Annotated in this window: 18 protein-coding genes and 1 riboswitch; of the genes, 14 read left to right on the top strand and 4 right to left on the bottom strand. The window is 34.1% G+C overall.

What is annotated here, in order from left to right; genetic code table 11:
- Positions 1-5: 5 nt before the first annotated feature.
- The 4 genes from purD (at position 6) to J2Z80_RS03260 (ending at position 3,846) form a co-directional block, all read left to right on the top strand.
- Positions 6-1,256, top strand: coding sequence for a phosphoribosylamine--glycine ligase (gene purD, locus J2Z80_RS03275; protein WP_209453106.1), 1,251 nt, complete (start codon positions 6-8; stop codon positions 1,254-1,256).
- A gap of 115 nt (positions 1,257-1,371) precedes the next feature.
- The gene (murI, locus tag J2Z80_RS03270) at positions 1,372-2,166 is read left to right on the top strand and encodes a glutamate racemase (RefSeq protein ID WP_209453105.1); all 795 of its coding nucleotides are present in this window, start codon (positions 1,372-1,374) and stop codon (positions 2,164-2,166) included.
- 20 nt (positions 2,167-2,186) lie between these two features.
- Positions 2,187-3,422, top strand: coding sequence for a M20 metallopeptidase family protein (locus J2Z80_RS03265; protein ID WP_209453104.1), 1,236 nt, complete (start codon positions 2,187-2,189; stop codon positions 3,420-3,422).
- Positions 3,423-3,666: 244 nt separating this feature from the next.
- Positions 3,667-3,846 (top strand): hypothetical protein, encoded by a 180-nt coding sequence (locus J2Z80_RS03260; RefSeq protein WP_192401519.1) that lies wholly within the window; start codon positions 3,667-3,669, stop codon positions 3,844-3,846.
- A gap of 71 nt (positions 3,847-3,917) precedes the next feature.
- On the opposite strand, the gene J2Z80_RS03255 is transcribed toward J2Z80_RS03260, so the two are convergent.
- Positions 3,918-4,202, bottom strand: a complete 285-nt coding sequence (locus J2Z80_RS03255; protein ID WP_209453103.1) for a hypothetical protein — start codon at positions 4,200-4,202, stop codon at positions 3,918-3,920.
- Between the two features lie 121 nt (positions 4,203-4,323).
- Between J2Z80_RS03255 and J2Z80_RS03250 the strand changes: the two genes are divergently transcribed.
- On the top strand, positions 4,324-4,764 hold the full coding sequence (locus J2Z80_RS03250) for an S-ribosylhomocysteine lyase (protein WP_015312237.1): 441 nt from the start codon (positions 4,324-4,326) through the stop codon (positions 4,762-4,764).
- Positions 4,765-4,814: 50 nt separating this feature from the next.
- Positions 4,815-6,374 (top strand): stage V sporulation protein B, encoded by a 1,560-nt coding sequence (spoVB, locus tag J2Z80_RS03245; protein ID WP_209453102.1) that lies wholly within the window; start codon positions 4,815-4,817, stop codon positions 6,372-6,374.
- 47 nt (positions 6,375-6,421) lie between these two features.
- Here the strand turns inward: spoVB and J2Z80_RS03240 are convergent, their stop codons facing one another.
- Genes J2Z80_RS03240 through J2Z80_RS03230 form a run of 3 tightly spaced genes read right to left on the bottom strand, consistent with a single transcriptional unit; the run spans position 6,422 to position 8,961 of the window.
- Positions 6,422-7,258 (bottom strand): MetQ/NlpA family ABC transporter substrate-binding protein, encoded by an 837-nt coding sequence (locus tag J2Z80_RS03240; RefSeq protein ID WP_209453101.1) that lies wholly within the window; start codon positions 7,256-7,258, stop codon positions 6,422-6,424.
- A gap of 13 nt (positions 7,259-7,271) precedes the next feature.
- Positions 7,272-7,952: a methionine ABC transporter permease gene (locus J2Z80_RS03235; RefSeq protein ID WP_209453100.1), complete on the bottom strand. Its 681-nt coding sequence runs from the start codon at positions 7,950-7,952 to the stop codon at positions 7,272-7,274.
- The gene (locus J2Z80_RS03230; RefSeq protein ID WP_209453099.1) at positions 7,936-8,961 is read right to left on the bottom strand and encodes a methionine ABC transporter ATP-binding protein; all 1,026 of its coding nucleotides are present in this window, start codon (positions 8,959-8,961) and stop codon (positions 7,936-7,938) included. Before J2Z80_RS03230 ends, J2Z80_RS03235 begins: the two co-directional genes overlap by 17 nt.
- Positions 8,962-9,040: 79 nt before the next feature.
- A riboswitch (SAM riboswitch) is annotated at positions 9,041-9,143 on the bottom strand.
- A 215-nt stretch (positions 9,144-9,358) separates the two neighbouring features.
- Here J2Z80_RS03230 and J2Z80_RS03225 point away from each other — a divergent pair.
- From J2Z80_RS03225 to ligA, 8 genes are all read left to right on the top strand, one after another.
- Entirely contained in the window at positions 9,359-11,443 is a 2,085-nt protein-coding gene (locus tag J2Z80_RS03225) for a BglG family transcription antiterminator (RefSeq protein WP_209453098.1), read from the top strand.
- Between the two features lies 1 nt (position 11,444).
- Entirely contained in the window at positions 11,445-11,705 is a 261-nt protein-coding gene (locus J2Z80_RS03220) for a hypothetical protein (protein ID WP_209453097.1), read from the top strand.
- A gap of 5 nt (positions 11,706-11,710) precedes the next feature.
- On the top strand, positions 11,711-12,037 hold the full coding sequence (locus tag J2Z80_RS03215; protein WP_013298539.1) for a PTS sugar transporter subunit IIB: 327 nt from the start codon (positions 11,711-11,713) through the stop codon (positions 12,035-12,037).
- A 12-nt stretch (positions 12,038-12,049) separates the two neighbouring features.
- Positions 12,050-13,372, top strand: a complete 1,323-nt coding sequence (locus tag J2Z80_RS03210; RefSeq protein ID WP_209453096.1) for a PTS sugar transporter subunit IIC — start codon at positions 12,050-12,052, stop codon at positions 13,370-13,372.
- Between the two features lie 20 nt (positions 13,373-13,392).
- Positions 13,393-13,710, top strand: coding sequence for a PTS sugar transporter subunit IIA (locus J2Z80_RS03205; protein WP_013298537.1), 318 nt, complete (start codon positions 13,393-13,395; stop codon positions 13,708-13,710).
- Between the two features lie 184 nt (positions 13,711-13,894).
- Entirely contained in the window at positions 13,895-14,194 is a 300-nt protein-coding gene (locus tag J2Z80_RS03200) for a YerC/YecD family TrpR-related protein (RefSeq protein WP_013298536.1), read from the top strand.
- Between the two features lie 119 nt (positions 14,195-14,313).
- The gene (gene pcrA, locus J2Z80_RS03195; protein ID WP_209453095.1) at positions 14,314-16,464 is read left to right on the top strand and encodes a DNA helicase PcrA; all 2,151 of its coding nucleotides are present in this window, start codon (positions 14,314-14,316) and stop codon (positions 16,462-16,464) included.
- A 13-nt stretch (positions 16,465-16,477) separates the two neighbouring features.
- The gene (gene ligA, locus J2Z80_RS03190; protein ID WP_209453094.1) at positions 16,478-18,457 is read left to right on the top strand and encodes an NAD-dependent DNA ligase LigA; all 1,980 of its coding nucleotides are present in this window, start codon (positions 16,478-16,480) and stop codon (positions 18,455-18,457) included.
- Positions 18,458-18,529 lie beyond the last annotated feature (72 nt).

Raw genomic sequence — 18,529 nt, 5'->3', positions numbered from 1 at the left:
AGAATATGAATGTTCTTGTTATTGGTGGCGGTGGCCGAGAGCATGCCATAGTTAAAAAGATTAATGAAAGCAAAAAAGTAAAAAAAATTTACTGTGTACCTGGAAATGGTGGGATCTCAGATATAGCAGAATGCGTAGATATAAACGTTTCGGATGTAGATAAGCTTAAAAGATTTGCATTAGATAACAATATAGATTTGACGGTGGTTGGGCCTGAAGTCCCTTTGATGAAGGGAATAGTAGATGAATTTGAAAATAGCGGTTTAAGAATATTTGGACCTAAAAGGGATGCTGCTGCAATAGAAGGAAGTAAATACTTTACGAAGCTGCTGCTTCACAAGTACAACATTCCAACAGCACGTTTTAAGGCATTTGATAGGTATGATGCGGCTTTAAATTTTTTAAAAGATATTTGGTATCCTGTTGTGATAAAGGCAGATGGATTGGCACAGGGTAAGGGAGTATTTCTAGCAGATAATTTTAAAGATGCGAAAGAGTCCTTAGACATATTGATGAAGGAGAAACGGTTTGGGTCTTCAGGCGATACCGTCATAATCGAAGAGATGCTTTTTGGAAAAGAAGTTTCTGTCCTTGCATTTACTGATGGAAATACTATTGTTCCAATGGTATCTGCGATGGATTATAAGAGAATATACGATGGAGATAAAGGACCAAATACAGGAGGTATGGGCAATATTGCCCCAAATCCATATTTTGACGATAAGATGTTAGATGTTGTAGTCAAAACGATCTTAAAGCCTGTAATAGATTCACTAAAAAAAGAAGGGATATTATATAAAGGTGTGCTTTATGCAGGGCTTATACTGACAAAGGATGGTCCTAAAGTGCTTGAATTTAATGCAAGATTTGGCGATCCTGAGACGCAAGTAGTTCTTCCGCTTTTAAAGACAGATATTGTGGATATAATAGAAGCTATAATTGATGAAAAACTTAATACCGTAAAGATAGAATGGAAAGATAAAAAAGCTGTATGTGTTGTAGCGTCATCAGAAGGATATCCAGGCGAATATAAGACTGGTTTCGATATAACAGGATTTGAAGATGTAGATGGTGTATTTGTCTATCATGCAGGTACTACGAAATCCAATGGCAAGTACAAAACATCAGGTGGGAGAGTCTTAGAGGTGACGGCATTAGGAGACACTTATGATGATGCCAGAAGAAAGGCATATAATGAGCTTAAAAAGATCCATTTTGACGGGATGTACTTTAGAAATGATATAGGCATCGTATGACTGTATCACTAAATCCCTGTATGTTAAAAACATGCAGGGGTTTTTTATTTTTGTTATCAATCCATAATTTTTGTGATATTATATAATAGATATCAACAAAATAGGATGTGGTGAGATGGACATAAGACCGATTGGCGTATTTGATTCAGGCGTAGGCGGTTTAACTGTATTAAAGAGATTAAAAGAATTATTGCCAAATGAAAATTATATATATTTTGGCGATACAAAAAGAGTGCCATACGGTGAGAAGTCTAAAGAGGAGATAGAAAAATACGCCAGACAGATAGTACATTTTATGAATGAGAAAAACACAAAAATTATTGTTATAGCCTGTAATACTACATGTGCATCGATTGACAAAAATGAATACAGTGAGATTCTTTTTAATGTGTTAGAAGCTGGAGCAGAAAGTGCTGCTTATTTAACTAGGAATAAAAAAGTTGGCGTTATTGCCACTACAAGGACGATAGAAAGTAGAAGCTATGAAAAAAATATAAAATCGATAGATAGTAGTATAGATGTTTTTGGCAAGGCTTGTCCTAGGTTTGTTCCACTTGTGGAGGAAGGACGGGCAAATAGCGATGAGGCGTTCAAATGTGCTAAAGAGTATTTAAGTGTTTTGAATAATGAAGAAATTGATACATTAGTTCTTGGCTGCACACACTATCCAATATTGATAAACGCTATTAAAAATGCTGTTCATAAAGATGTAATCATTGTTGACCCGGCTATAAAGTTATCTGAAAAAGTTAAAAGTTATCTAGAGGAAAATAATATGCTTAATTTAAGAGTTACAGGTAAAACCGAGTATTTTGTCAGCGACAATAAAGAAAATTTTGTAAACACTGCTAAACTTATATTAAATGAAGATATTGAGAAGATAAGCATTGTTGACATAGAGAAATATTAGAAAATAAAGAGGGGAGAAACATGAATGAGATATTAAAAGAAGCAAGGCTAATTCAGGACGAAATCATAGAGCTTAGAAGAAAAATTCACAGAGAACCAGAATTGGGATTTGAAGAGACAAAGACATCTGAACTCATAAAAAAGTATTTAGAAAAATTAGGTATTGAAACAAAGATTATGGCAAAGACAGGCGTTGTAGGTACTATAAAAGGCAATGGAGAGAAGACAATTGCAATAAGGGCTGATATAGATGCTCTCCCAATTCAAGAGGAAAATGATGTGCCGTATAGTTCATTGGTGCCTGGAAAAATGCATGCATGTGGTCATGACGTACATACGGCTATTGCTCTTGGAGCAGCCAAGTTGCTGTCACAAAGAAAGGATAAACTTATGGGAAATGTCAAGTTTATTTTTCAGCCGGCAGAGGAAACTACAGGTGGTGCAAAGCCGATGCTGGAAGCAGGTGCCTTTGAAAATCCGAAAGTTGATGCGATTATAGGCTTGCATGTAGATCCTGATCTTCAAGTTGGACAAATCGGCTATACTTATGGAAAAGCTTATGCATCTTCCGATATGTTTGATATAAATGTAATAGGTAAAAGCAGTCATGGGGCTGAACCACATAAATCGATAGATCCCATTGTTATTTCTGCCAATATAATCAATATGATTCAGACGGTTGTAAGTAGGGAATCGAATCCTTTGGAACCTCTTGTCATAACGATTGGAAGTATCGAAGGTGGATATGCCAGAAATATAATAGCAGGTAAAGTTCATATGTCAGGCATAATAAGGATGTTAAATGAAGAAAATCGAGACATGATAGTTGCAAAAGTAGAAAACATAGCAAAAAAAACTGCGGAGTTAATGGGAGGTAAAGTTGAATTTACAAGGATTGAAGGATATCCATGCCTTATTAACGACAGCAGAATGATAAATATATTAAGATTAAGTGCATTAGGCATAGTTGGTGAAGAAAATATAAAGAATGTATTGCCGACTCTTGGAGTAGAGGACTTTGCGTATTATTTAAAAAAGGTTCCTGGATGTTTTTATAAACTGGGCTGTGGAAATAAAGAATTGGGAATAGATAAACCTATTCACAGTAACATGTTTGATGTTGATGAAAACTGTATAGCATATGGTATAGCAGTGCATGTAAGTACTGTCCTTAATTTTTTGAAAGAGGGAATAAGCAAAGGCAACAGGCAAAAGAGAATATTAAAGGATTTATTCAATTACAGTGATACTTTATAAAGTTTTATAAGTTTAATTAAAAAAATTTGTAACAAATCAAATTAAATTGGAAATAAAAGACGCCCTTCATACATATTTATGCAAAATGTTTTATGCAGTTACCGATTATTATGCATAAATTTTGTTAACAAACTAATAAATTTGCAAAAATACAGGAAATCTTGCAAAAATATTTTATATGAAGTAAATCTTGACAAAAATAGATATATGGTGCATAATATGTATTGAAGGGTGGGTGAAGAAAATGTTATTAATAATAACATTGATGTTATTGATTTTGATAGTCGTGCCCGCAGTAATGGAAAAAGACAACACGGAATATGCAGAGTTTATGAGAAGCGAATTTGGTTACAAAGATTTTGACGATATAATAATAAAAAACGAAGATTTTAGTGAATTGGCTTATAGCTATAAGTTAAGATAGATAAATTTAGAAAAATTCCTCCCATTTAAAACCTCCGGCTATGCCGGATATTTTTATTCTATGAAACCTCATTAATTAATGTTTTTTTCTATAGCATAGATGCAATTCTTTGGAATAATATATGATACATTTGTTTTTTTGCAGTCTATTCTGACAAAATCGCTGCCGATTTCAGAAACTGCACCTTCAATTACATCTGATTGTGTATATATTTTAATGTAGTGATTTTTAAGTCTATTGAATTCATCCTCGAGGCAACAGTCATATTTGTATTTGCCTTTTTTTGAATTATCTTCAATATAAGATAATATAAGTGCCAAAAGAAGTTGCGATAAAAAATCTTCTAATTTTTCCATCTTATATCAACTCCTAAATTAGACCTATTTTCATTATATTAAAATCATAAAATAATGTAACTGGCAATTTGCGAAGAAAAATGCTAAAATAATATATATCAATTTACAAAGAGGTGACACGATGGATATTAAAGTTGAAAGCTTTAAATTAGATCATAGAACTGTAAAGGCACCGTATGTGAGAAAAGCAGGTATTTTAGTAGGTCCTAATGGAGATGTTGTAACAAAATACGATGTAAGATTGACGCAGCCAAATGTTGATTCAATACCAACTGGAGGTATGCATACTTTAGAGCACTTGTTTGCGACGTATTTTAGAGATTACATGGACGATATAATAGACATTTCGCCTATGGGCTGCAGGACTGGCTTCTATCTTGTAAAATTTGGAGATACACCTGTTGATGAAATAAAGGATGTATTAAAGAAGGTTTTAAAAAGAGTCTTGGAAACAAAAGAAGAAGATGTTCCTGCTACAAACGAGATACAGTGCGGAAACTACAGGGATCATTCGCTGTTTACAGCAAAAGAATACGCAAAGTCTGTTTTAGAGAAACTGTAAGCAGTAATATATAAATAAAACCGCGAATAAACTATTGTGAGGTGTCTTATATGCACAATAGATCTTTTGTTCGCGGTGCTTTTATATTGACAATAGCCAATGTTATTGATAGGGCTATTGGGTTTGTTTTTAGGATTATTCTTTCAAATTTGCTTGGCTCAGAAGGTACAGGAATATATCAAATAGCGCTTCCAATCTACTTTGTAGCTATCACATTCATAACATCAGGTATTACCGCAGTTACGTCCCGGTTTGTATCTGAAGAAAGAGCAAAAGGAAACAGAAAAAATATATTTAGCATAATGGAAGTTTCCTTTTTTATCGTTATTTTTATGGGAATTGTAATTTCATCTATCATATTTTTTAATGCTAAGTACATATCTGATAACTTGCTCCATGAACCGAGAGCATATTTATCCATATTAGTTTTTGCACCTGTATTAATAATCGTGTCTTCATCTTCCATATTTAAAGGTTTTTTTCAAGGGCTAATAAATATGATTCCAGCTTCTGTATCAGAAATAGTGGAGCAGATTATAAGAGTGTCTTTGACATTGTATTTATTCAGTATATTAACTGACATAAAATTAGAGTATGCTGCTGTAATTGCTGTATTGGGTATGGCTGCTGGTGAGGTAACAAGTTTTCTTATGTATATATTCTATTATAGACGTGAATTGAGCTATATAAAAGAAGAAATGCCAGATGAAGGTAAGATATGGGACAAATTAGACATCGCCAAAACGCTAATAAAGACATCCTTTCCTATTACAATTTCTAGAATGATAGTAAATATACTTGACCTTTTTGAATCTCTTATCATACCATCCAGATTGATAAAGTCTGGTTTGACCCACAAAGAAGCAATATCAGAGTTTGGTAAACTTTCAGGAATGGCTTATCCACTTGCATATATGCCTGCAGTAATAACCATGAGTTTATCTGTTACTGTATTACCTGCTGTCTCTGAAGCTGCATCTTTAAAAAAATGGGATGCAGTGAGGCTGCGCATAAATCAAGCAATAGGGTACACTACAATGATAGCAATACCGGCTATTATATTGTTTCTTACGTTACCTGATGAGATAGCTTCTTTGCTTTATCCAAATAGTCCTGGTGTCGGAGCACTTGTAAAAGTAATTGCTGCAGGAAGCATTTTTGCATATCTGGAATCTATTGTTACCAGCATATTAAATGGACTTGGAATGCAAAATATAGTCCTTAAAAATTCTGTTATCTGGACCGTTATTTCGGTAATTGCTATGTATGTCCTAATTCCGATACCTAATTTAAGACTTTTTGGGTATATATACGGTTTTATATTTGCGGATATTCTTGTATTTATATTAAATTTCAGAGAATTAGTTAAGGTAACAGGCATTACAGTTGACTATAACAATTGGTTTTTTAAACCACTTGTATCTGCGCTTATAATGAGCATAGCTGATACAATTATGTATTTTAACTTGTTAATGGTAATAGCTAATAAATGGATCGTGATGTTTATTACCATATCATTTGGTTTAGCCTTGTATCTTTTAGTAAGTTATATTATAAGACTGCCATATTTGAATGATTTAAACAAATTAATATTTTCAAGGAGCAAATGAAAGAAAAAAATAAACCCGTAAGACACGGGCTTTTATTTACTAAGGCTTTAAAATGCTGGTACTATAGCACCTTTGTACTTGTCTTCTATGAATTTTTTGACTTCCTCGGAATTTAAAGCTTTTGCTAATTTTTGTATAGCAGGGTCATTCTGATTGTCAGGTCTTACAACCAATACATTAGCATACGGTGAATCTTTGTCTTCCATGAAAATTGCATCTTTTAATGGATTCAAATTTGCCTCTAATGCAAAGTTTGTATTTATTATTGCTAAATCTACGTCTTGAAGTGTCCTTGGCAGTTGAGGTGCTTCAAGCTCTACAATTTTTAAATGTTTAGGATTATCGATAATATCTCTGGGAGTTTGTGTTAGACCATTTGAATCCTTCAATTTTATTAACCCTTCTTTTTGTAACAACAACAATGCTCTTCCTTCGTTTGTAGCATCATTTGGGATTGCCACGGTTGCACTGTCTTTTATTTCATCTTTTGATTTTATCTTTTTTGAATAAGCTCCCATTGGTTCTACGTGTACTTTGACTAAAGGAACTAACTTTACATTTTTTTTCTTCTCGAAATCCTCTAAATACGGAACGTGCTGGAAGAAATTGGCGTCGATTTGTTTATCGGCCAATGCTGTATTAGGAGTTACATAGTCAGTAAATTCTTTTATTTCGAGATCTACTCCTTCTTTTGCTAAAATTGGCTTTACTACATTAAGTATTTCTGCATGAGGATTTGGGGTTGCCCCTACAACTATTTTTGTCATTTTGTCTGAAGTGTTACTTGCATTTGAACTGGTCTCATTATTATTTGATTTAGTGCAGCCTACAATGGCGAATGACAATGTCAATATTAATGTAATCAATAATATTATTTTTTTCATCTATACCATCCTTTCATCTTTTATCAACCTTTTTTGCCAGGTAGTTTCCTAATCTTTGTACGATTTCTACAAAGACGATTAAAACGATTATTGTTGCAATAAGTACATCTGTTTCATATCTTTGATATCCATACCTTATAGCTAGATCTCCAAGTCCACCTCCTCCGATAGCACCTGCCATAGCAGAATATCCCAAAATATTTATGATTGTAAGAGTTACACCCAATATAAGTGATGGTAGTGACTCTGGTATCATGACTTTAAATATTATCTGAGGTATTGTTGCACCAACAGATATTGATGCTTCTATGACACCCCAATCAACTTCTTTTAGGGATGACTCAATTACTCTTGCTACAAAAGGGGCAGCCGCAACTGACAGAGCTACTATTGCTGCTGTTGGTCCAATTGTAGTACCTACTATAAGCCTTGAAAGTGGGAAAATCGCTATTATAAGAATTATAAATGGTACTGATCTCATAATGTTAATGATGGTACCCAATATGTGGTTTAGTTTGATATTTTCAGATAAATGGCCTTTATCTGTTATTACTAGTATTATTCCAAGCGGTAGACCTATTAGTACAGAAAAAAGGGTAGAGAAAAATACCATATACAGTGATTCCCATAAAGGCTGCTCCATAAGTTGCCATAAGTTTATTAAGTATTGTATTGTGTTACTGGATGATACCATTTTTAAGCACCTCTATTCTAAGGTTGTTTTTTGCTAAAAATTTTATTGCATCTTTTATAGAAGTTGGATCTCCATTGATCTTTATAAGGAGATTTCCTATTTGGGAGTTCTGGACTCTTTCTATATTTCCAGAGATTATATTTACATCAACGTCGAACTTTTTTATCATATGTGATATTACAGGCTCATTGCTGCTGCTTCCAAAGAATGACAGACGCAATATCTCTTCATTTGGATTCTCGTCGTCTATGAGGATGTCAGGAGGAAGCTCTGCTATCATATCTTTTAAAAATCGCTTCGATGTTTCCGTAGAAGGATTGGAAAAAATGTCTATTACATTTCCTTCTTCGATGATAATGCCATTTTCTAAAACAGCGATTCTATCACATAAGTTTCTTATGACTGACATTTCATGCGTTATGACGACTATTGTTATACCGTATTGTTTGTTTATGTTTCTAAGTAAGTTTAATATTGATTCTGTCGTAGTCGGGTCTAATGCAGATGTCGCTTCATCTGATAAAATTATATGAGGGTTGTTGGCAAGCGCCCTTGCTATGCCTACTCTTTGTTTCTGACCACCAGATAGTTGTGAAGGATATGCGTATTTCTTGTCTTCAAGATCCACAACTTCAAGCAGTTCATTTACACGCTTTTTTATAACAGAATCTTTAGCTTTTGAGATTCTTAAAGGAAAAGCTATGTTTTCATACACTGTAGAGTTCATTAAAAGATTGAAATGCTGAAATATCATGCCAATCTTTTTTCTCATTTCACGAAGTTCTTTTGGGCTTAATTTTGTCATTTCAGTACCATTTATGGAAATGCTTCCGGTTGTAGGCTTTTCAAGCATGTTTATGCACCTAATCAACGATGATTTGCCTGCACCGCTTAAGCCCATTATGCCGTATATTTCACCATCATTTATTGTTAAATTGATGTCTTTGAGTGCAACTACATCTTTTCCATTTGTGTTGTAGATTTTACTCAGATTTTTAATTGATATCAAAATATTTCACCCTCTTTATGAAAAGTTGGAACGTCAAAAAAGCATAAAAAAAACCTCCCAATGAAAGAGGTTAGTTCCTCTCTCATCTCTCAGCATTAAAGCCGCAGGAATTGGCACCATTGCACTTTCGTGCCGGTTGCCGGGTTTCATCGGGCCAGTCCCTCCACCTCTCTGGATAAGAGAATAAATTCATTTTAAATTGTTAAAATGATTATATAGGATTAAAAATGAAAAGTCAAGCAAAATTTTCATGTACGGAGATATTAAATTTATGTCATTCTAATATTGACACAGTGCTTACAAGTTTGTATTGAATTATAAGAATAATCGCTTATAATATAAATGTAAGATAAGTTAACTTATTAATAATTTGTCATAGACGAAAGGACAAAATCTTATGAAAGAATTAAGTGGGCGCCAACTAGAGATTTTAAAAAAAGTTATGTCAAAAGAGATGTCCAGCTTAGACGATATCGTCGCTAATTATAAATTAAGCAAAAGGACAATTTATAGAGAGATAAATGCCATAAATGAATACATCAAAGATTACAACTTAAAGTTAAAAAACAATGAAGGTGTTTTGACAGTAGATGGTAGCGACAGCGATATAGAGAAATTTAATTTTGATGTTATAGGTTATCGTCCTAGTGTAGATGCTGAGAAAAGGCGAAAATTAATTCTCTCAGAGCTACTGCAAATGAAAGAGCCTGTTAAGCTGCAATATTTTGCAAGAGAGTACAATGTCACAACTGCTACAATTAGCTATGATGTAAAAGAAATAGATAAATGGCTAAGTAGGCAAAATGTCACAATTGTGACTAAGCCAGGTGTTGGCATATATGTAAAAGGTGATGAAAGAAATATAAGAAAGGCTATAATAAATTTCCTCTATGACAATGTTGAGACGAAGGACTTAATGGAATTTTTAAATAGAGGGTACAATAATATAAACAGGTTAAGCGAGGACATCAATGACAGACTATTGCGACTTATCGATTATGACACAGTTTTGAAGATAGAGAAAGCTATACAAAGATTAGAGAAATCACTGGACTATGAGTTAGCTGAAAGCTCTTATATGGGGCTTACAGTTCACCTGGCATTGGCGTTAAAGAGAATAAAAGAAGGCGAAAAGATCAAAATAGGTAATGAAAGCCTTCGAGAACTTAAAAAAACAGATGAGTACAGATTTGCAGAAATGCTTGCAAAATATTTGGAAGAAGAATTTGATGTATTTATACCTGAAGATGAAATCGGTTATATAACAATTCATCTTCAAGGTGCCAGATATAGAGCAAACACTGAAGATGTAAATGACGAATTTGTTAATGAAGTTTTATACGAAATGATAGATGTTGCTGAAAGAGTATTTGGCACAAGTTTTAGAGACGATTCAATGCTTTTAAGTGGTTTGAAGACTCATTTAAGACCTACGATTTTTAGACTAAGAATGGGTCTTGCAATAAGGAATCCCCTTATAAACGACATAAAAGATAGGTATAGTGCACTGTTTGAAAAGTGCATATTAATTGCAAATGTATTGAATAATAAGCTTGATGTTGATGTTCCAGATGATGAGATTGGTTATATTGCGATGCATTTTGGAGCAGCTATAGCAAGGAAAAATGACAAAACGAAAAGGCATAATATTCTAGTGGTATGTGCAAGTGGAATAGGAACGTCTAGAATGCTTCTATCAAAGCTTCAGATGTTTCCGCAGTTAAACATTGTAGATACTGTTTCAAGCCTTAGAGTAAAAGATTTTAAAGATAGAGATGATATTGACTTAATTGTATCTACTATACCTCTTGATATAAAGGATAAAAAAACTATAATAGTTAATCCACTGCTTTTAGACGATGACGTCAAAAAGCTAAAAGATGCATTAAATACAGACTTCATAATGGATTTTTCCAGTAGAAAGGCAGAAGGCGATAAATATAAAGAGCTTTTGCACATAGCCCAATATGGCAAAAGAATTATTGAAATGTGCAGCTCTCTTAAGTTTAAAGATATATTTGGAAAAAACTCAAAGGAAATTATTGATTCTCTTTTAGATGATTTTGCTAATACGGGTGATTTAGACAAAGAAAAAATTGATTCAATAAAAGAGAAGCTTTTGGGAAGAGAGAGCCTTGGCAAGATTATTCTTCCCGGCAAAGGATTTGTGATCTACCACTGTACAGCACCTAGTATAAATAAACCAATCATCATCTTCGGAAAAGTAAAAAGTGAAGTTAGAATGAAAAATTTGATTAATGATTATGAAATCATTAAGACAGCTTTTCTAATGGTTGCACCTGATAATGACAAGATGTGGATAGAGATACTTGGTGATTTAAGCGTTTCGTTTATAGAAAGCAAAGATCTTGTTGAAAAGCTGAATAGTACAAGCAATATCCATGAAGCTAGAGAAATGGTGCAGAGGGCATTGATGGAAAAGTATTATGATGAGATTAAAAGAAATCTTGTAGGTGATTAAAATGTTTAGTATTTCATTAAAACAGCGAAAGATATTTTATGGGTTGCTGTCTTTGGTGTGGATTATAACAGCAGTTTATTCAATGGTAAATGACACGTTTTTGCATGGCTTTGAAATTCTCGTATTTGGTGCATTTTTTATTGGAGGAATTGCACTTGTTCAAGGGTATATGATAAGGATGCTTAAAATGTATGATAAAAATTTAAAAAAAGGAATAAATAACAACAAAAAAAGCTATAAAAATAATTATACGAGGAGGTAATTAATATGGCTATACATGGTGTTATATTATGTAGCTGGGGGGCTACATCAAGCGCATTAGCAAAAAAAGTAACTGATGAAGCAAAAAAGCAAGGTTTGGATGTGACAGTTGATGCAGGTGGAACAGGTGAATTTAAGAAAAAAGCTGAAGGATACGATGTTGCTCTTTTAGAGCCGCAGGTAAGACATTTAAAAAAGGAAGTAGAGACAATCGCAGAAAAGTATAACATTCCTGTAGACATTGTTGATATGCAGGCTTTTGCGCTTATGGATGCAAAAAAGATATTAAATCAGATTATAGAGCTTGCTAAAAAATCTGGTAAAGAAGCATAGGAGGTAATATAGATGAACGACAGACTTACAAATAACTGGTTTATGAAGTGGATGGAATCATCATTGATGCCTGTGCTGGCAAGAATAGCACAGAATGTCATTCTTCAATCAATAAGGGATGCTTTTTCTAGTTTTGCATTACCAGTTATATTGACAGGTTCATTGTTTTTGATAATAGCAAATCCACCTCTTGCAGAAGGTGCAAATTGGGGGCCGATTGTTGCATGGGCTAATGCTATTAAGCCTATTGCAGGACAGTTAATGATTCCTTTCAATCTATCATTTGGTATTATGGCTTTGATGGTGGCATTTGGAACGGCTTATAGTTTAGCAACGCGCTGGGATTTAGATGAGGCTATGACAGGTATTATATCAATGTTGGCGTTTTTAGTAACTACTTTTCCAGCTTCCGATGTCACAAAAGTAAGCTTTGGGGATGTTCTTAACTATCTTGGTGGACAAGGTCTATTTGTTGCTATAATTATAGGTGTTTTGACAGCAGTTGTTGTAAGGTTCTTTAATAAGCAAGGTCTTGTAATAAAGATGCCTGAAGCAGTACCACCGTATGTTGTCAGAAGCTTTATGGCGTTAGTACCAATGTTTGTAATGGTTGTTTCTGCTTGGTTAGTTGAATGGATTGTTTGGGCTAACTTCAAAGTAACACTGCCACAATTGGTAATTGAGGCATTTAAGCCACTTGTTGCAGCATCAAATAGTTATTGGGCAGCATTAGCAGAAATCATACTTATGATGCTTTTGTGGTCACTGGGTATTCACGGAATGAACGTTGTATCGTCTATAGCATATCCTTTCTGGATGAGCCAGCTTGCTGCAAATGTTAAGGCATTAAATGCACATCAGACAATGACAGGCGTTGTTACTGAACCATTCTTCCACATGTTCACACATCTTGGTGGTTCAGGTACTACGTGGCCACTGGTTATTATGTTCTTGTTCTCAGCATCAAAACAGCTTAAGACAATAGGAACAGCCGAGTTTATTCCTGCTATATTCAATATAAATGAACCGCTTATATTTGGTGCGCCAATAGTATTGAATCCTATATTGATGATACCGTTCATAATCGCACCTGCTGCAGTTGTTACTATAAACTACATTGCATTCCATTTTCATCTTGTAACAGGACCACTGTATCAGCTTCCATTTACAGTTCCTGTGTTCATTGGTGGTTTTATATCAAGTGGCCTCGATTGGAGAGGACCTATTCTGCAGCTTGTAGACTTGATTGTAGCAGGCATTATATATTATCCATTCTTCAAAATGTATGAAGCACAACTTTTGAAGAATGAAAGAGAAGCTGAAGAAAATAAATAAGCATAAGGAGGAACCCTTTGATGGAATTAGAGCAAATTATATACAATTTAGTCTTGCATGGTGGAAACGCCAGAGGTGAAGCTTATGAAGCATTAGATGCAGCAGAAAAAGGGGATTTTGAATCTGCCGAGAAGCATCTAGAAAAGGCTGATGAGGAATTTTATGCAGGCCACGATTACCAAAATGCATTGGTACAAGGCGAACAAAGTGAAGCTCCAAACTTCCTTGTAATACATGCGCAAGACCAACTTATGACGGCTCTTGCTGAGAAGAACCTCATAAAAAGGCTTGTTGACTTGTATAAGAGGTTGGATGCTCTTGAAAAAAAGGTAAAATAAACAACTAATAAATAAAAGGTGAGTATAACTCACCTTTTATTTATTCCAATGAGTGTGATTTAAATACTGTTTTTTGGACGATCATGTGTTTTATCTTTTTTACTTTAAAGTATTGAATAATTGATGTGAATTTTGTACAATGTAGATGGACATATAATTAAAAATTTGGAAAGAGGGATAATCAATGTACAATTCCAAAATCAGAGACGAACATGTGGACGAGCTTTTTGAAGCTGTTTTAATGCTTAAAGACATGGAAGAATGTTATCGTTTTTTTGAGGATATAGCTACTATAAATGAAGTCAAATCATTAGCCCAGAGGCTTCAAGTTGCTAAGATGTTAAGAGATAGAAAAACATATATAGAAATAGCGGAAAAAACAGGTGCAAGCACAGCTACAATAAGCAGGGTAAACAGAGCATTAAATTATGGAGCAAATGGATATAATTTAATTCTCGATAGGTTGAAGGAAAAATCTCGGTAAATCCGAGATTTTATTTGATTAAGGATTATAAGGCAATAAAATGGTTGATAAATTTAGAAGTTATATATACAATAGAATCGTAAGTTATAGGTACAAATTATTTATTTGGAGTGAAATAGATGAATATTCTTGATAAACTTAATGACAGGCAGAAAGAAGCTGTAGTAACTACAGAAGGTCCTCTTTTGATATTAGCAGGTGCAGGAAGCGGAAAAACGAGAGTTTTGACACATAGAATAGCATATCTTATTAAAGAAAAAAGAGTTTCGCCTGCAAATATATTAGCTATTACTTTTACAAATAAGGCAGCACAGGAAATGAAAGATAGAGTTGAATCGCTGCTTGGATACGTTGGAGACATATGGGTATCAACATTTCATTCAGCATGTGTGCGCATTTTGAGAAGAGATATTGAAAAAATAGGGTATGATAAAAATTTTGTCATATATGATACGCAGGATCAAAAATCTTTGGTCTCTGATTGCATAAAAGAACTGGATTTAAATGAAAAGCAGTATACGCCTAAAAGCATGCTTAGCGCCATATCAAAGGCAAAAGACAAGATGATATCTCCTGATGAATATTTGCTGGAATTTGGGAACGACTATAGAAACAAGAAAGTAGCCGATGTTTATAAACTATACCAGAAGAAGTTAAAGAAAGATAATGCACTTGATTTTGATGACATCATAATAAAGACTATAGAATTATTTAAAAAAGATGAGGGTATATTAAGATATTATCAAGATAAGTTTAGGTATATAATGGTTGATGAATATCAAGATACAAACAGACCTCAGTATGAGTTTGTAAATCTTTTGGCGAAAAGGTACAGAAATCTCTGCGTTGTAGGAGATGATGACCAAAGTATATACGGATGGCGTGGGGCAGATATAAAAAATATTTTAGATTTTGAAAAAGACTATCCTGAGGCTAAAGTTATAAAACTTGAGCAAAATTATCGTTCAACACAGATCATTCTAGATGCTGCCAACAATGTCATTGACAACAACATAAAGAGAAAAAAGAAGCAGCTTTGGACAGATAATAAAGATGGGGAAAAGATAATCGTCTGTGAAGTTCAAAATGAGAGAGAAGAAGCCAATTTCATCATAGATAGAATAAAAGACTTAATTGCAAATGGAAGAAAATATTCTGATTTTGCAATTTTATATAGGACTAATGCTCAGTCACGTATATTTGAAGAGGCTTGTATGATGAATGATATACCGTACAAGTTAGTCGGAGCTTTGAGATTCTATGATCGCAAAGAGATAAAAGACATCATCGCATATTTGAGAATACTTGTTAATCCATATGATGACGTGTCACTAAAGAGGATTATAAATGTACCTAAAAGAGGCATCGGTGAATCTACAGTAAGTGCATTAGAACAATATGCACGAGAACACGATACAAGCATGTATTTTGCTATTCCTAATGTAGAGCTTAAAGGCAGGGCAAGAAAAGTATTGGATAACTTTAAAAATTTCATTGATGATTTAATTAACCAACTTGATTTTATGAACATTATCGAAGTTATCGATTATATATTAGAAAAAACCGGTTATATGGATGAATTAAAAGCAGATGATACTAAGGAATCTGAAAGCCGCATAGAAAACATAAATGAGTTTATAAGGGCAGCAAGAGAATTTATAGAGACGTCTGAGGACAAATCTTTAGAATCGTTTTTGTCTGGGATAACATTAGTTTCAGATATTGATACAGCAGGAGATATTGGAGAAAGCGTTGTTTTGATGACGCTTCATTCTGCAAAAGGGCTTGAATTTCCTGTAGTATTTATGGCTGGCATGGAAGAAGGGATTTTTCCCAGCTCTATGTCCTTTATTGATGAACATGAATTAGAAGAAGAGAGAAGGCTGTGCTATGTTGGCATAACTAGGGCGAAAGAAAGGCTTTTCATGACATATGCCAGAACTAGAAATTTATACGGAAAACCTCAATACAATACAGCCTCAAGGTTTATAAATGAAATACCTCAGGACTTAATTGTAGAGTATGACAAAGGTGCGATTAAAAGAAACGATTATGAGTCAGTTTCATCATATATAAATACATTTGCTAGAAAAGCCAATGATAAAGCTAACTATAACCCAGGTGATAAGGTAGAGCATAAGCTGTGGGGAATTGGCACAGTAGTAAATGTAGAAGGCGTTGGAGAGGATCGAGAGTTAACTGTTGCATTTCCAAACGTAGGCATAAAGAGATTGTCTTTAAAATACGCACCAATTAGAGCTATTTCGTAAGGCGGTGAATTTTATGACAATAGAAGAAAGGATAAATGAATTAAGAGATAAACTTAATCACCATAATTACATGTACTATGTTCTAGACAGACCAGAGATACCTGACTACGAGTACGATATGATGATGAGAGAACTTATCAAACTGGAGGAAGAGCATCCAGAATTTAAGACGCCTGATTCCCCAACTCAAAGAATAGGTGGAGAGCCTATAAAAGAGTTTGAACCATTTACACATGTGGTTGTAATGCAGAGTTTAGCAAATGCGTTTACTGAAGGAGAGCTTAGAGATTTTGACAGAAGAGTAAGGTCATCTGTTGGTGATGTGGAATATGTTGTAGAACTTAAAATTGATGGGCTGTCAGTTGAATTGATATATGAAAATGGAATATTTACAATAGGTTCTACAAGAGGCGATGGTTATGTTGGGGAAAATGTTACAAATAACTTGAAGACAATTAAATCTATACCACTTCGTCTCAAAGATAATTTAAACCTCATTGTAAGAGGGGAAGTTTTTATGCCCAGAGCTTCCTTTGAAAAGTTAAATGAAGAAAGGGAGCTAAATGGCGAAAGCCTTTTTGCAAATCCCAGGAATGCTGCTGCTGGCTCTTTAAGGCAATTAAACCCTAAGATAACTGCTAAAAGAGATTTAGATATATTTGTATTTAATTTACAGAGGATAGAAGGGGTAGAATTAAAAACACATGTGGAAGCATTGGAATTTTTGAAAGAGCAGGGATTTAAAGTAAGTCCACATCTTAAAAAATGCAAAAATATTGATGAAGTGATAGAAGACATAAATTACATAAGGACTATAAGAGATAGCTTGCCTTATGATACAGATGGTGCTGTGGTAAAAGTAAATGATCTTGAAAAAAGGGAGATTTTAGGTTCAACCGTAAAAGACCCCAGGTGGGCAATAGCATTTAAATACCCAGCTGAAAGGCAAAAGACAAAAGTCAAAGACATAATAGTTCAAGTCGGTAGAACAGGGGCACTGACTCCTACTGCCATATTAGAGCCTGTAAAGATAGCAGGTTCGATTGTATCAAGGGCTACACTTCATAATGAGGATTATATAAAGGAGAAGGATATAAGGATTGGTGATACAGTTATCATTCAAAAAGCAGGTGAAGTAATACCTGAAGTTGTAAGTGTTGTCGTAGAAGATAGAAAAGGCCATGAGAAGTATTTTAATATGCCTGATACTTGTCCTGAATGTGGTGCAACGACTGTAAGGCTTCCTGGTGAAGCAGTTACTAGATGTACGGGGTTAAATTGTCCTGCAAAGCTTAAGAGAGGTATCATACATTTTGCATCTAAAGACGCTATGGACATAGATGGATTGGGGCCTGCGGTTATAGGACAGCTTTTGGACAATCACCTTATACACAATATAGCTGACTTGTATTATCTAAAATACGATGATTTAATAAAACTTGATAGGATGGGTGATAAATCAGTAAAGAATCTTCTTAATGCAATAGAAGAAAGCAAGGGTAGGGATTTAGACAGAGTAATTTTTGGACTTGGAATAGATCTGATTGGCAGTAAAGCCGCATCAATACTGGCTAATCATTTTAAAACAATGGATTCATTGGAAGAAGCTACTTTTGATGAACTTACGGATATTGAAGAAGTAGGTCCTAAGATGGCAGACAGCATAATAGCATTTTTTAAAGAGAAACAAAATAGAGAGATACTAGATAAATTAAAAAAAGCTGGCGTAAATATGGTCAAAAAGAAAAATGAAAATACCAGCAATATTTTTGATGGGTTGACATTCGTTTTAACAGGTACGCTTTCAAGTTATACAAGAGATGAAGCAAAAAAACTGATAGAAGAAAGAGGTGGAAAAGTAACTGGCTCTGTCAGTAAAAAAACGAATTATGTGGTGGCTGGTACAGATCCCGGCTCAAAGCTTTCTAAAGCACAGCAGCTAGGAGTGAAAGTTATAGATGAAAAAGAGTTTGAAAACATGCTGAAACAGTGATAAAATTAACTAAATGGTGCTTTTTTGAATTAAATATGTGAAGCGAATTAAAGATTTGAAAGGGTGTGTATG

The organism is Thermoanaerobacterium butyriciformans (genome assembly GCF_017874545.1).
In the GTDB taxonomy this organism is placed as follows: domain Bacteria; phylum Bacillota; class Thermoanaerobacteria; order Thermoanaerobacterales; family Thermoanaerobacteraceae; genus Thermoanaerobacterium; species Thermoanaerobacterium butyriciformans.
This window is presented reverse-complemented; position numbering and strand designations above follow the sequence as displayed.

Bases quoted from the DNA above. Each gene is read 5' to 3' on its own strand.
- pcrA (WP_209453095.1), top strand. From the start codon at position 14,314: ATGAATATTCTTGATAAACTTAATGACAGGCAGAAAGAAGCTGTAGTA.
- J2Z80_RS03225 (WP_209453098.1), top strand. From the start codon at position 9,359: ATGAAAGAATTAAGTGGGCGCCAACTAGAGATTTTAAAAAAAGTTATG.
- ligA (WP_209453094.1), top strand. From the start codon at position 16,478: ATGACAATAGAAGAAAGGATAAATGAATTAAGAGATAAACTTAATCAC.
- J2Z80_RS03250 (WP_015312237.1), top strand. From the start codon at position 4,324: ATGGATATTAAAGTTGAAAGCTTTAAATTAGATCATAGAACTGTAAAG.
- J2Z80_RS03235 (WP_209453100.1), bottom strand. From the start codon at position 7,952: ATGGTATCATCCAGTAACACAATACAATACTTAATAAACTTATGGCAA.
- purD (WP_209453106.1), top strand. From the start codon at position 6: ATGAATGTTCTTGTTATTGGTGGCGGTGGCCGAGAGCATGCCATAGTT.
- J2Z80_RS03265 (WP_209453104.1), top strand. From the start codon at position 2,187: ATGAATGAGATATTAAAAGAAGCAAGGCTAATTCAGGACGAAATCATA.
- J2Z80_RS03210 (WP_209453096.1), top strand. From the start codon at position 12,050: ATGAACGACAGACTTACAAATAACTGGTTTATGAAGTGGATGGAATCA.
- J2Z80_RS03200 (WP_013298536.1), top strand. From the start codon at position 13,895: ATGTACAATTCCAAAATCAGAGACGAACATGTGGACGAGCTTTTTGAA.
- J2Z80_RS03255 (WP_209453103.1), bottom strand. From the start codon at position 4,202: ATGGAAAAATTAGAAGATTTTTTATCGCAACTTCTTTTGGCACTTATA.
- J2Z80_RS03220 (WP_209453097.1), top strand. From the start codon at position 11,445: ATGTTTAGTATTTCATTAAAACAGCGAAAGATATTTTATGGGTTGCTG.
- J2Z80_RS03260 (WP_192401519.1), top strand. From the start codon at position 3,667: ATGTTATTAATAATAACATTGATGTTATTGATTTTGATAGTCGTGCCC.
- J2Z80_RS03240 (WP_209453101.1), bottom strand. From the start codon at position 7,258: ATGAAAAAAATAATATTATTGATTACATTAATATTGACATTGTCATTC.
- spoVB (WP_209453102.1), top strand. From the start codon at position 4,815: ATGCACAATAGATCTTTTGTTCGCGGTGCTTTTATATTGACAATAGCC.
- J2Z80_RS03215 (WP_013298539.1), top strand. From the start codon at position 11,711: ATGGCTATACATGGTGTTATATTATGTAGCTGGGGGGCTACATCAAGC.
- murI (WP_209453105.1), top strand. From the start codon at position 1,372: ATGGACATAAGACCGATTGGCGTATTTGATTCAGGCGTAGGCGGTTTA.
- J2Z80_RS03205 (WP_013298537.1), top strand. From the start codon at position 13,393: ATGGAATTAGAGCAAATTATATACAATTTAGTCTTGCATGGTGGAAAC.